Origin of the sequence: Corynebacterium halotolerans YIM 70093 = DSM 44683 (genome assembly GCF_000341345.1) — a bacterium.
Classification (GTDB): Bacteria; Actinomycetota; Actinomycetes; order Mycobacteriales; family Mycobacteriaceae; genus Corynebacterium; species Corynebacterium halotolerans.
Genome location: NC_020302.1, coordinates 1,929,745 through 1,942,608 on the forward strand (window position 1 = coordinate 1,929,745; position 12,864 = coordinate 1,942,608).

15 protein-coding genes are annotated in these 12,864 nt (G+C 71.5%); 6 read left to right on the forward strand and 9 right to left on the reverse strand.

What is annotated here, in order from left to right; genetic code table 11:
- Window positions 1-4: 4 nt before the first annotated feature.
- A complete protein-coding gene (locus A605_RS08995; RefSeq protein WP_015401194.1) occupies window positions 5-520 on the forward strand; it encodes a M23 family metallopeptidase in 516 nt (171 codons plus the stop codon).
- Between the two features lie 14 nt (window positions 521-534).
- Here the strand turns inward: A605_RS08995 and A605_RS09000 are convergent, their stop codons facing one another.
- The 7 genes from A605_RS09000 to lepB all read right to left on the reverse strand — a co-directional run bounded on the left by A605_RS09000 (window position 535) and on the right by lepB (window position 6,490).
- Window positions 535-1,440: a tyrosine recombinase XerC gene (locus A605_RS09000; protein WP_027004105.1), complete on the reverse strand. Its 906-nt coding sequence runs from the start codon at window positions 1,438-1,440 to the stop codon at window positions 535-537.
- Between the two features lie 36 nt (window positions 1,441-1,476).
- Window positions 1,477-2,637, reverse strand: a complete 1,161-nt coding sequence (gene dprA / locus A605_RS09005; protein WP_015401196.1) for a DNA-processing protein DprA — start codon at window positions 2,635-2,637, stop codon at window positions 1,477-1,479.
- On the reverse strand, window positions 2,634-4,166 hold the full coding sequence (locus A605_RS09010; protein ID WP_015401197.1) for a YifB family Mg chelatase-like AAA ATPase: 1,533 nt from the start codon (window positions 4,164-4,166) through the stop codon (window positions 2,634-2,636). Before A605_RS09010 ends, dprA begins: the two co-directional genes overlap by 4 nt.
- On the reverse strand, window positions 4,153-4,530 hold the full coding sequence (locus A605_RS09015; protein WP_015401198.1) for a YraN family protein: 378 nt from the start codon (window positions 4,528-4,530) through the stop codon (window positions 4,153-4,155). The genes A605_RS09010 and A605_RS09015 overlap by 14 nt, the downstream gene beginning before the upstream one ends.
- A gap of 154 nt (window positions 4,531-4,684) precedes the next feature.
- Window positions 4,685-4,993, reverse strand: a complete 309-nt coding sequence (locus A605_RS09020; protein ID WP_015401199.1) for a DUF2469 domain-containing protein — start codon at window positions 4,991-4,993, stop codon at window positions 4,685-4,687.
- 22 nt (window positions 4,994-5,015) lie between these two features.
- Entirely contained in the window at window positions 5,016-5,669 is a 654-nt protein-coding gene (locus A605_RS09025) for a ribonuclease HII (protein ID WP_211208971.1), read from the reverse strand.
- Window positions 5,670-5,671: 2 nt separating this feature from the next.
- Window positions 5,672-6,490, reverse strand: a complete 819-nt coding sequence (gene lepB / locus A605_RS09030) for a signal peptidase I (protein WP_015401201.1) — start codon at window positions 6,488-6,490, stop codon at window positions 5,672-5,674.
- A gap of 119 nt (window positions 6,491-6,609) precedes the next feature.
- Between lepB and A605_RS09035 the strand changes: the two genes are divergently transcribed.
- Both A605_RS09035 and A605_RS09040 read left to right on the forward strand, forming a co-directional pair.
- A complete protein-coding gene (locus A605_RS09035; protein ID WP_015401202.1) occupies window positions 6,610-8,424 on the forward strand; it encodes an ABC transporter ATP-binding protein in 1,815 nt (604 codons plus the stop codon).
- 140 nt (window positions 8,425-8,564) lie between these two features.
- Window positions 8,565-9,011, forward strand: a complete 447-nt coding sequence (locus A605_RS09040) for a hypothetical protein (protein ID WP_015401203.1) — start codon at window positions 8,565-8,567, stop codon at window positions 9,009-9,011.
- 9 nt (window positions 9,012-9,020) lie between these two features.
- Here the strand turns inward: A605_RS09040 and A605_RS09045 are convergent, their stop codons facing one another.
- Entirely contained in the window at window positions 9,021-9,422 is a 402-nt protein-coding gene (locus tag A605_RS09045) for a VOC family protein (protein ID WP_015401204.1), read from the reverse strand.
- A gap of 129 nt (window positions 9,423-9,551) precedes the next feature.
- Here A605_RS09045 and A605_RS09050 point away from each other — a divergent pair, with 129 nt between their 5' ends.
- Window positions 9,552-9,920: a hypothetical protein gene (locus A605_RS09050; RefSeq protein ID WP_015401205.1), complete on the forward strand. Its 369-nt coding sequence runs from the start codon at window positions 9,552-9,554 to the stop codon at window positions 9,918-9,920.
- Between the two features lie 469 nt (window positions 9,921-10,389).
- Here the strand turns inward: A605_RS09050 and rplS are convergent, their stop codons facing one another.
- A complete protein-coding gene (gene rplS, locus A605_RS09055; RefSeq protein WP_015401206.1) occupies window positions 10,390-10,731 on the reverse strand; it encodes a 50S ribosomal protein L19 in 342 nt (113 codons plus the stop codon).
- A 326-nt stretch (window positions 10,732-11,057) separates the two neighbouring features.
- On the opposite strand from rplS, the gene A605_RS09060 reads away from it, so the two are divergent.
- Both A605_RS09060 and thiO read left to right on the forward strand, forming a co-directional pair.
- Window positions 11,058-11,735, forward strand: a complete 678-nt coding sequence (locus A605_RS09060; RefSeq protein ID WP_015401207.1) for a thiamine phosphate synthase — start codon at window positions 11,058-11,060, stop codon at window positions 11,733-11,735.
- Window positions 11,728-12,858: a glycine oxidase ThiO gene (gene thiO, locus A605_RS09065; protein WP_015401208.1), complete on the forward strand. Its 1,131-nt coding sequence runs from the start codon at window positions 11,728-11,730 to the stop codon at window positions 12,856-12,858. The genes A605_RS09060 and thiO overlap by 8 nt, the downstream gene beginning before the upstream one ends.
- The last annotated feature ends 6 nt before the right edge of the window (window positions 12,859-12,864 follow it).

Consider the following 12,864-nt stretch of genomic DNA (forward strand, 5'->3'; position numbering starts at 1 on the left):
GGATATGCGCCTCCCCCACCGTCGCGTCCCCGCGTCCCTACTGGCCGTCGCCGCCACCGTCGCCATCACCGCCACCGTCTCCTTCCCCGCCGCCCCATCCGCGGCCGCCTACGTCGACCCGACGACCGGCGGGTCCGTGGCCACCCGCGTGACCCGCGCCTTCAACAAACCGGAGCACAACTGGCTGCCCGGCCACCGCGGTGTCGACCTCGCCCTCGGGATAGGTGAACCCGTGGTGGCGGCCGGGGACGGCGTGGTCGCCCACGCGGGCGTGGTGGCGGGCACGCCGGTGGTCTCCGTCGACCACGACGACGGGGTGCGCACCACCTATCAACCGGTGCACGCGCGGGTGCGGCAGGGCGAGGAGGTCGCCGAGGGCCAGGCCATCGGCACGCTCGGGCATCCGGTGGATGGCTATCCGGGTCTGCACTGGGGTGCGCGCTCCGGCCCGGACCGCGACGAGTACCTCAATCCCCTGTCCCTGCTGGACGCGCCGACGATCCGGCTCAAACCCTTCTGACCGGCCAGGGCAGTTCAGGCGCGCGGGTGGGCGCGGGAGTAGACCTCCTTGAGCCGCTGGGCGGAGACGTGCGTGTAGATCTGCGTGGTCTGCAGGGAGGAGTGGCCGAGCAGTTCCTGGACCACGCGCAGGTCGGCCCCGCCTTCCAGCAGGTGTGTGGCCGCGGAGTGACGCAGGCTGTGCGGGGACAGGTCCGGGGTGCCGGTGACCTGCCCGGCGCGGTCGACGATGCGGCGGACCTGGCGGGGGTCGATGCGCCCGCCGCGCACGCCGACGAACAGCGCGTCGGTCTCCCCCGCCATCTGCGGGCGGGCCTCATCCAGCCAGGTCCGCAGGGCGTCGGTGGCGGCCGCGCCGAAGGGGACGGTGCGCTGCCTGTCGCCCTTGCCCGTCACCCGGGCGGTGCCGCGGGCCAGGTCGACGTCGGCGATGTCGAGGCCGGTCAACTCCGCCACGCGCATGCCGGTGGCGTAGAGCAGCTCGAGGATGGCGCTGTCGCGCAGGAACTCCGCCTCCGAGCCGGAGGCCGCGTTGCCGACCAGCTCGCCGGCCTGGTTCTCCCCCAGCACGGTGGGCAGTCTCCGGTTCACCTTCGGGGTGACCAGACGGGCGGCCACGTCCGCGGTGAGGTGACCCTGCCGCGTGGCCCAGGTGGAGAAGGCGCGTACCGCGGCGGTGCGCCGGGCCAGGGTGGCCCGGGATTTCCCCTCGGCGACGGCCTCCGCGAGCCAGGCGCGCAGGTTGTCGAGCGTGAATCCGGCGAAGTCCGGGACGGTGCGGGCCAGGTCCCGCAGGTCGGAGCGGTAGCCGCGCACCGTGGCCGCGGAGCGGCCGACCACCAGCTGGAGATGCTCGGCGAAGTCGTCGACCGCCTCCCCCACCTGTGACCCCTGGGGCTGCCGCGACTCCTGTGTGCTCATGGTGCCCGAGTCTACCGGCTGCCCACCGCCTGGCGGTCACTCCTCCGCCCGGCGCCACTCCACGCCCTCGCGGGCCACCAGCCCACGTTTACCGAGGTCCACCAGCAGGTGCACCGTCAGCGCCAGCGGCAGGCCGGCCACCGCGGAGACCTCCTGGGCGGCCCGCCCCACCCCGGGATCGAGGGCGTCGAAGACGCGCAGTTCATTGCGGCTGAGTCCCTGCACCGCGGTCGGCGCGAACTGCAGCTCGTACTGCTCGGCCGCGTCCACCGCCCCGGCCGGCCCCAGCAGGGAGCGGATGTCATCGGCGCCGGTGACCAGCTGCGCGCGGCCGTGACGGATGCGTTCGTGGCAGCCCAGCGACCCGGCACCGGTGACCGGCCCCGGCACGGCCATCGCCACCCGGCCCAACCCCTCCGCCCAGCTCAGCGTGTTCAGCGCCCCCGAGCGCCACGCCGCCTCCACGACGACCGTGCCGCGGGTCAGCGCGGCCACCAGCCGGTTGCGGGTGAGGAAACGGTGACGCTGCGGCGGCGTGCCCGGCGGATACTCGCTGATGACGCAGCCGACGTCCGCGATGCGGTCGAGCAGCGCCGCATTCCGCGCCGGGTAGACGCGGTCGATGCCGCAGGCGGTGACCGCCACCGTCGTCCCGCCCGCCGCCAACGCCGCCTCGTGCGCGGCGGTGTCGATGCCCAGTGCCCCGCCCGAGACCACCGTCCACTGGTGCGCGGCCAGACCGCCCACGATCTGGCGGGTGACCTCCACCCCGTAGCGGGTCACCGCGCGCGTGCCGACGACCGCGACCGACTGCGCGAGCGCCGGCGTCACCGCCCCGCCGCGCACCCACAAGGCGTGCGGGGTGACCGCATCGGACTGGTAGGTGCGCACATGCTCACTCATGCCCGTGGCCGCGAAGCCGAAGGCCCGGTCAAGCTCCAGACGTGGCCAGTCCGCGTCCTCCGGGGTGAGCAGCCGCGCGCCCGCCTCCGCGGCGGCGGCCAGATCCTGCTCCGCGCGGTCCCAGTCGTGGCGGGCGGCCGTCTCCTCGGCGAGCCCGCCCAACCAGCTGGCGCGCCGGCGCACACCGTCCGCGATCTCATCGGCGTCACGGCCGGCGGCCAACAGCTCCTGCAGCGCCCGGCTGGGGCCCTCCACCACCCGATTGAGGTAGGCCCAGGATTCGGGGGTGCTCACGCCGCCTCCCGCAGGGTCGTCGAACCACGCAGGTCGATCGCGCGCGCCACGTGAGCCAGATCGGGCCGTGTTCCGCCGGCCAGGTCACAGATCGTCCACGCCAGCTTCAACGCCCGGTCCACCCCGCGCTGGCTGAGCACCCCGTCGGCGAGGTAGGCGCCCAACAGCGCCATGGCGGCCTCATCCGCCGGATGGTGGCGGCGCAGCTGATGCGGATCCATCGCGGCGTTCGTGGCCGCCGGGAAACCGTGCCCCCACCACCGGTGGGCCGCGCGCTGACGGGCGGCGGCCACCCGTTCCGCGATCACCGCCGTCGACTCCGCCCCGGCGGTACCGAGCACCGCGTTGCGCGCACTGGTGCGCACCCCGATGTCGAGCCGGTCGCGCAGCGGACCGGACAGGTTGTTCAGGTAGGTCGTGCGCTGGCGGACGGTGCACCGGCAGGCGGAGGGTTCCTCCGCGGCGCAGCGGCACGGGTTCGCCGCCAGCACCAGCTGGATGCGCGCCGGGAAGATGACCTCCCGGCGCGCCCGCACGAGGCGAACCTGGCCGTCCTCGAGCGGGGTGCGCAGCCCGTCCAGGGTGGCCGCGGGTATCTCCGAGGCCTCGTCGAGGAAGAGCACCCCGTGGTGGGCGAGGCTGACCGCGCCGGGGCGGGGCACGCCGGCTCCCCCGCCGAGCAGCGCGGCCCGGGTCACCGAGTGGTGCGGGGCCACGAACGGGGCGTGGCGCACCACCCCGCCGGGCATGCCGTTGGGGCCGGCGACCGAGTGCACGGCGGTGGCCTCGACGGCCTGGTCGGTCGACAACGGCGGCAGCAGGCCGGGCAGCCGGGCGGCGATCATGGACTTACCGGAGCCGGGTGGGCCGATCATGAGCATGTGGTGTCCGCCGGCCGCGGCGACCTCCGCGGCGAAGCGGGCGTCCTCCTGGCCGGCGAGGTCGGCGAAGTCCGGGCGGCGGCGCAGTGCGGCGGGTGCGTCCTGCACGATGTCCGCGGCCCCCGGCAGGTCGGATTCGCCGGTCCCCCACTCCCAGGCGTCCGCGAGACTGCCTGCGACAAGCACCTCGAGGTCGTCGATGAGCGTGGCCTCCGCGGCGTTGCCGGGTGGGATGACGGCGCACCGGTAGCCCTCGGCGCGGGCGGTGAGCAGTGCCGGGAGGATTCCTGGCACGGGCCGCACCGAGCCGTCGAGGCCCAGTTCGCCGAGCACCAGCGTCGACGACAGCCGTTGGCCGACCTCCGGTTGGCGGGCGGCGAGCACCGCCAGTGCCATGGGCAGGTCGAAATGCGAGCCGGCCTTGGGCAGCGAGGCCGGTGACAGCGAGACGACGATCTTCGTCTTCGGCCACTCCAGCTGCGCGTTCGCCACGGCGGTGCGGATGCGGTCGCGGGATTCGCTGACGGCGGTGTCGCCGAGTCCGACGACGTGGATGCCGGGCAGGCCCGGCCCGATGTTCGCCTCGATGGTCACCGGCCGCGCGGTGACCCCGCTCAGTGCGGTGGTGTGGGCCCTACCGAGCGCCATGCTCGACCCCCTCGTAGAGCTCGACCTCGAAGCCGGGCCCGCCACGTCTGGCGGTCAGCTCCACGACGTCGAACCGCACCGCCGTCCACGGCCGCCCCTCGAGCCAGTGGGCGGCGGCGCGGCGCATGCGGGCGAGTTTGCGGCCCGTCACGGCCTCGGCCCCACCGTAGCTGCGCCCCGACCGGGTCTTGACCTCGACGAACACGGTGGTGGCGTCGGGTTCGCGGATGATCAGGTCCAGCTCCCCGACGGGAAAACTCACGTTGCGGCCGATCACCTCGCCGCCGCGTCGTCGGTAGAGCTGGGCCGCGTAGTCCTCCCCGCGCCGGCCCAGGCGTGCGCGTCGTCTCGTTCTCGTGGTCACGGTGTTCCCCCCTTGGTGTTGTGCGGACACCTCCCACTCTCGGGCGCGGGCACGGTCACCACAAGGGGCGCACACGCGGAAGCGCCGCGGCTGTGGACAACCAGCAGTTGTCCACAGCCGCGGCGCCGACGCGCTTGACACGCCGCCGAGGGGATTACTGATCCGGCATGATCAGCTCGGGCTTGTCGAGTTCCTCGATGTTGACGTCCTTGTAGGTGATCACGCGGACGTAGCGCACGAAACGGGCCGAGCGGTACATGTCCCAGACCCACGCGTCCGACATCCGGACCTCGTAGTAGACGTCCGGGCCGGACGTGTGCGGGATCAGCTCGACGGCGTTGGCGAGGTAGAACCGCCGCTCGGTCTCCACCACGTAGGAGAACTGGCTGACGACGTCCCGGTACTCGCGGTAGAGAGAGAGTTCGACCTCGGCCTCGTAGTTGTCGAGTTCCTCAGCACTCATGACCTGCCTCCTAGCCCATGCTTCAACGACGGTCGCGCAGCCACTCGGCGTGAGCGGCTGCGACGTTGGCATAAGTGTATCGGTGCTCGGGACTTCCCCCGTGGCGGCGCACCGCAGCCAGGTGCGTCTTCGTGCTGTAGCCCTTGTGCCCCGCGAGCCCGTACTCCGGGTGGCGGGCGTCCAGCTCCACCATCATCCGGTCGCGGCTGACCTTGGCGAGCACACTGGCCGCGGCGATGCACCGTGCGGCGGCGTCCCCGCCGATCACGGGCAGATGCGGCATGGTCAAGCCGGGAATCTTGAGAGCGTCGGTGAGGACGTAGCCGGGGCGCAGGTCGAGCCCTGCCACGGCACGGCGCATGCCGCCGACGTTGGCGCGCTGGATGCCGCGGGCGTCGATCTCCGCCGCGGGGATGGACACCACCGACCAGGCCAGGGCATGGTCCTGGATGACCGGGAAGAGCCGCTCGCGGGTGGCGGGGCTGAGCTGCTTGGAGTCGGTGAGCTTCTCCAGGACCGGGATGACCTTCTCCGGCAGGACGCACGCGGCGATGGTGACCGGCCCGCAGCAGGCGCCGCGGCCGGCCTCGTCCACCCCGGCGACCGGGCCGAGACCGGCCCGGTTCAGCGCCACCTCGTGGGTGCGCTGCTGCTTCAGGCGTCGCAGACGCACCACGGCTACTGCTGGGCGGGCTGGATGTCCGGGTCCCCCACGCCGCCGATCCGGTTGAACGGGTAGATGATGGCCTGGACCTTGCCGCGGATGTTCTCCTCCGGAATGGTGCCCTGGTGCGGATCGCCGAGATGGTAGCGGGAGTCGGCGGAGTTGGTGCGGTTGTCGCCCATCATGAAGTAGTGGTCCTCGGGCACAGTGACGGGGCCGAAGTACTCGCCGCCACAGGCCTCCGAACCGGTGGCAGGGTCGACCGGGAAGGCCAGGGGCTGCAGGGTGTAGGACTGGTCGATCGGCTGGCCGTCGACCATCACGGCCGGGTCGCCCGCCTGACAGGAGACGGTCTGGCCGCCGGTGGCGACAATGCGCTTGACCAGGTCATTCTCGTCCGGGGCGACGAGCCCGATGTAAGAGCCGACGTTCTGCAGGCCACGGATCAGGTCGTTTTCCGAGCGCTGCGAGACGAAGTTGGTGTTCCAGGACTCGGTGCCCTTGAACACGACGACGTCGCCGGGCTCGGGGTCGGAGAAGCGGTAGGAGATCTTGTCGACGAAGATGCGGTCGCCGGTGCAGCCCTCACAACCGTGGAGGGTGGGCTCCATCGACTGCGAGGGAATCATGTACACCCGGCCGACGAAGGTCTGGATGAGGATGATCGCCACGAGGGTGAGCACGATGACGATCGGGATCTCGATGTACCAGGGGGTCGGCTTCTTCTCGTCGCTCTCCGACGCCGGCGCGGAAGCCGTTTCAGCCGCACCGGACGCGGGCACGGGGCCGGATCCGGGGAACGGGGCCTGGGAGGAGCGCGGGGAATCAGTCACGGGCACCGACATTAGCAGCACCGACGCCCCGGACCGTGAGCGCCACGGTGGGAGCCTGCAGGATGAGCCGTAGACTCAGTTCCCGATCCACCTCCCCTTTTCCCCCACCGGAGCACACCATGAGCGCACCCCAGCCCCCCGCGTCCCCGGACGAGTCCCCGGGCGGAGCCGGTCCGCAGGCCGGGGATACGCTGACCACCGATCCACGGCAGGACCCCGGGGCGGGTGCCGGCGGCAGGCCCGCCCCGTTCCGGGCCCTGCTGGCCATGCTCGCCCACCACCGCGGGGCACTGACGGTCGCGGTCGTGCTCTCCCTGTTCGGGGCCGTGCTCGGCCTGGCGCAGCCGATGGTGATCAACGAGATCATCGGCCGCATCGGGCAGGGCGCGGTCACCGGGCTGGTGGTCCTGCTGATCGGGCTGCTGCTGGTCTCGTCGGCCCTGTCAGCCGGACAGATCTACGTGATGACCCGCACCGCCGAGGCCGCGGTGCTGTCCACCCGCCAGCAGCTCGTCGCCCGGATGCTGCGGCTGCCCGTGCGCATCTACGACGCCCACCGCACCGGCGACCTGGTCACGCGCCTGGGCTCCGACACCACCCTGGTGCGCCAGGCCTTCACGGGCGGCCTCGTCGACGCCGTCGGCGGCGCGGTGACCATGGTGGGCGCCGTCGTCCTCATGCTGCTGATCGACCCGCTGATGCTGCTTATCGTGCTGGCCGTGGTGGCGGTGACGATGATCGCGGTGATCACCGCCTCCTCACTGCTCCAGCGGTACACCACGAAGGCCCAGGAGGCCGTCGGCGCACTGGGTGCGGGCATGGACCGGGCCCTGGTCGCCGTGCGCACCATCCGCGCCACCGGGGCCCAGGACCAGGTCGAGGCCGGGCTGGGCACCGACGCCGACCGCGCCTACCGACAGGGCGTGCGCATCGCGCGCGTCGAGGCGCTGCTCTACCCCGCCTCCGGACTGGCGATGCAGGCCAGCTTCCTCATCGTGCTGGGTGTCGGCGGTGCGCGCGTGGCCGCCGGCGACATCGCGGTCGCCGACCTGGTCTCCTTCGTGCTCTACCTGTTCATGGTCTCCATGCCGCTGGGCACGATCTTCTCCGCGGTGACCACCATCCGCCAGGCGATGGGTGCCCTCCTGCGCATCCAGCAGGTGATGGAGCAGGACCTGGAACCCACCGGCGGCACCCCGGCCGCACCCGCCCACGACCTGACCTTCGAGGGCGTCTCCTTCTCCTATGACGGAGAGAAGCCGGTGCTCGAGGACGTCTCCTTCCACGTGCCCGCCGGGAAGAAGACCGCCCTGGTCGGCCCCTCGGGATCCGGCAAATCCACCACTCTCGCGCTGATCGAGCGCTTCTACGACATCGACGCCGGCCGCATCCTGCTCGGTGCGCAGGACGCGGCGGAGCTCGACCGGGCGTCACTGCGCGCGGTCGTCGGCTACGTCGAGCAGGAGGCCGCCGTGCTGGCGGGCACGGTGCGGGAGAACCTGCAGCTGGGCGCACCGGAGATCAACGACGAACGCTGCTGGTGGGCACTGGAGAGGGTCAACCTGCGCTCCCGCTTCGAGGAGGCCGACGGCCTGGACACCGTGCTCGGCGACCGCGGCATGAGCCTGTCCGGCGGGCAGCGCCAGCGACTCGCCCTGGCCCGCATGCTGCTGATGGACACCCCGATCCTCATGCTGGACGAGCCGACCAGTGCCGTGGACTCGCAGAACGAGCAGCTCATCCTCGACGCGATCGACGCCACCGCGCAGGGCCGCACGCTCGTGGTGGTCGCCCACCGCCTGTCCACCGTGACCGACGCCGACCAGATCATCGTGATGAACAATGGCCGTGTCGAGGCCACCGGCACGCACACCGAGCTGCTGGAAACCAGCCCGCTCTACCGGGATCTGGCGTCGCGGCAGTTGCTGGGGTGAACAGTCGCTTATCGACGCCGCGGGACCCGGGTGCCCCCGCTGCGGCACCGGCCCCTGCATCTGTTGCACGGTTCCGTGCCGTCTGCAATGCTGCGCATTGCAATTGCATTGCAGACGGAACCGAGAGAAAGGCCGAACCCATGGCCACCACCACCCGCAGCAAGCGCGCCCCGGGCCGGAATCTGGAAGAGACGCTGTTCCAGGCGACGGGCATGCCCAGCATCAACGCCATCGCCACCGAAGCCGGGATCACCCCCTCCACCCTGTGGCGGCACGTGAAGGAATCACGTCTCACCGTGGGCGACTACGCGCGCCTGATCCCCCTGCTCGACCGCGTGGGGGCGGACAACGAGGCGGCGCAGCAGCTCCGCAGGGCGGCGAAGGCCCAGGTGAACCGTACCCCCGAGGACGACGTCGCCGTTGACGGCACACCCCGTGTCCCGGGGCCCCGCCTGGTTGACGCAACGGATGAACAGCTGCTCACCGAGCTCCAGAGACGAGCGGATGCCCTGGCCCGCCGACTGAGCGCGATCAGCCGGGGGCTGGAGAACTACTCCGACACCCTGCACCGGCACAGCCGACGGTAGCGCGGAGGCTCAGCCTCCGGGGTGCTCGCCGGTGAACGGGATCGGGGTGATGACGTCAACCATGATCCCGCCGGGTGCCTCGACGATGATGTGACGCTGGCCGAAGTCCTCGGAGCGCAGCGGCTGCAGGACGGGAACTCCCCCGGCGATGAGCCGCTCGGCCACCGCATCGACGTCGTCGACCTCAATGTTGACGAGCAGGCCCGGCGCGGTGACCCCCGGGGCGGCCCGGTGGCCCGCCGGGATCGTCTCGTGCCCGGACCGCAGGAAGGCGATCTCATGACCGTCAGCGTTGAGTGAGACGTACCAATCGCTGGAGAAGACAGCCTCGAAGCCGAAGTGGGTGCAGAAGAAGGAGGCAACGGAACCGGGATCGTCGGTCATGATGACGGGGTACACGCTGGTGATCACGGGGAACTCCTCGGGGTGTCACGGCGGATCGGGCGGATCGGGGGATGTTCACCTGGGTTGGACCAGTATCCCATACCGGGGTCTTCCGGGAGCCGGAGTTGTTGGCCTGAGGCGATGACGGATGGCGGTATGAGCCAGGACGAGGCTGTCGAGGTGATCCTGGCCGAGATGGACGAGATGCGCGACTGGGTGTCGGTCGCCGGGGCGCTCGGCGTGATGGACATCCACGCCCGCTGGGCCAGCGAGGAACAGGTCCGGTTCGTCCTGGAGACGGTGCTCGACAGCGACCGGCTGCACTTCGGGCGCATCGGCACCGGAGGTCTGGTCCCCCTGCCTCCGGAGACCACCGTCGAGCAGCTGCTCGACGAGCTCCACCGCCGCCCCGAGGAGAAGTTCGGCCACGGTCCCCCGGGCTGGGAGCCGACGGTCATCGACCACCGCCTCACCGCAATGATGGAACTGTTCATCGACGACCGGCCGAGGACCGCCGGGCGCTGACCGGCCCCCACCCCAGGGCGGTTGCCGGTACATGGCCGCGTCAACACTCCGCTGGAGCACCAGTCGCGACAGTTCCGGCGTCGCCCCGACAAGGGGGACCGACGCAGGTGCCCCGCCACTTCTCCGGGACCCGCACAATCCCTGGTCCGATGAAGCCGCGCGCATCCCGAGACGGTCCAGACCCGGACCTCGGTCCGCTCCTCCGGCAGGACCAGCTGAAAGGAGGCGTTCGCGACCGCCGTTTCCAGGGGATGCGGCCCCGACCGGGGATCCGCGGGTGCCACGGGCGCCAGGGCGGACCCGAGCAGCATCCGTCTGCCCCCCCCCGATCCGGCCGGCGGATCCTCCACGAGTGTCATGGAAACCAGCTTGTCCCCCACCAACGCCGAAACCCCCGCCTCCCGCAGCAGTGTGCGGGAAACGGGGGTGACGCGGATCGTCGTGAAGCGGAGCCCCGGAGGGCCGGTGCTTAGCGACGCTCCTTGATCTTGGCGGCCTTACCGTGCAGGTTGCGCAGGTAGTACAGCTTGGCACGACGCACGTCGCCCTTGCGGACGACCTCGATGCGATCGATGTTCGGGGAGTGGACCGGGAAGGTACGCTCCACACCGATGCCGAAGGAGACCTTGCGGACGGTGAAGGTCTCGCGGATGCCGGAGCCCTGACGACGGATCACAACGCCCTTGAACAGCTGGGTACGGACGTTGTTGCCCTCGATGACCTTGACGTGAACGTCAAGGGTGTCGCCCGGACGGAAAGCCGGGATGTCGTCGCGACGCTGCGCTGCATCAACCTTGTCGAGAATGTTCATGTCTGAAATTCCTTTGTGAGATCTGGACAGAGGACCCTGGCGGCACTTCCCTCATCGGGCGCTCGGCCGGTTCGTATCCGCTACATGGTTCGCCGCTGGCATCCCCGCGCGGGACGCGGTATGCACAGTCAACCGAGATAGTGTGCCACATCCCGGCCGCACCCGACAAATCCCCCTGACCTTGACATCCGCCGCCGCCACTGCCCTACACTGAGCGGCACGACCCCACGGGCGCCCGAGGCATCGGGCTGAGATCGCGCTGCACTCCGCGCGAGCACCGTCCGAACCTGTCCGGCTAGCACCGGCGAAGGAAGAGAGGCCAGACGATGCCGTCCACCCGTACCCTGCCCACCACCACCGATCTACGCGCTTACGTGGTCACCGGACAGGGCGAACCCCGCCGGATCATCGACGTCGCCCGTGCCGCCGCGGCCGGCGGCGCCGGGGTGGTGCAGGTCCGCTCCAAACCGATCAGCGCCCGCGCCCTGACCGAACTGGCCGAACGGGTCGCGCTCGCCGTCGCGGAGACCAACCCGCGCACCCGCGTGCTTGTCGACGACCGCGCCGACGTCGCCGCCGCCCTCATGCGCCGTGGCGTTCCCGTCCACGGCGCGCACGTCGGACAGGACGACCTTCCCGTGCGCGATGTGCGCGCCCTGCTGGGCGAGCACGCGACCATCGGCCTGACCACCGGCACCCTCGAGCTGGTGCGCGCGGTGCACGACGTCGCCGACGTCGTCGACTACATCGGTGCCGGACCCTTCCGCCCCACCCCGACCAAGGACTCCGGGCGCCCACCGCTGGGGCTGGCGGGTTACCCGCCGCTGGTGGCCGAATCCCCGGTGCCGGTCGTGGCCATCGGGGACGTCACCCCGGCGGACGCCGCCGACCTCGCGGAGACCGGCGTGGCGGGCGTGGCGGTCTCCCGCGGGTTCATGCACGCCTCCGACCCCGCGGCCGTGGCACGCGGCATCCTCGCCGGATTCGGAGAACGCCGTGGCTGAGCGCGCCATCGTCATCGGCGGCGGGCTGGTGGGCCTGGTGACCTGCTTCGAACTGGTCGAGCGCGGTGTGCAGGTCACCCTCGTCGACCCGGCCCCGGCGAGCGGTGCCACGCACCACGCCGGCGGCATGCTCGCCCCGGTCGCCGAGGTGCAGTACCGGCAGGAACCGCTGTTTCCCCTGATGCTGCGCTCGGCCGCGCTGTACCCGGATCTGGTGGGACGGGTCAGCGCGGGCACGGACCTGCCCACCGGGTACCGCACCGAGGGCACCCTCGTCGTCGCCGCCGACTGGGCCGATGCCGAACACCTGTCGGATCTCTCCGCCTACCAGGAGTTCCACGGCATGACCGCCGAGCGGCTGACCGTGCGCGAGGCCCGCAGACTGGAGCCGGCGCTCAGCCCACGGATCGCCGGTGCCGTGCACATCCCCGGTGACCACCAGGTCTCCCCCAGGCTGTTCGCCGCCGCGCTGCTCGACGTCCTGGAACACCGTGGCGTGAGGTTCGTGCGCGAGCAGGTCACCCACCTCGACGGCGCCGATCCCTGCCGCGCGGTGCACTGCGAATCCACGGTGCTCGACGCGTCCGGCACCACGGTGGTCCTGTGCAACGGACTCGGCGCGGCATCGGTCACCGGCTGGTACACCGGCGATAACCCGCTGCAGCTGCGCCCGGTCCACGGCGACATCCTGCGCGTGAAGGTGCCGGCTCACCTGCGTCCGCTGCTGGACCGGGTGATCCGCGCTTTCGTCGGGGACCGGCCCGTCTACCTCATCCCCCGCGACGACGGCACGCTCGGCATCGGCGCGACCGTGCGCGAGGACGACCGCCCGGTCCCCCGCGCCGGCGCGGTCCACGATCTACTGCGCGACGCCATCCGGCTCGTGCCCGGCGTCGAGGAGTGCGACCTGCTGGAGGCCACTGTCGGGGCACGCCCGGGCACGCCCGACGACCTGCCCTACCTGGGCCGGGTGGGGGCGAATCTGATCGTATCCACCGGCTACTTCCGCCACGGCATCCTGCTCGCCGCCCTCGGCGCGGCCGTCGTCGCGGATCTGGCCACTGGGGCGGACACCACGGATTCCGAGCTCGCCTCCTGCGACCCCCTGCGACACCACCGATAAGGAGAA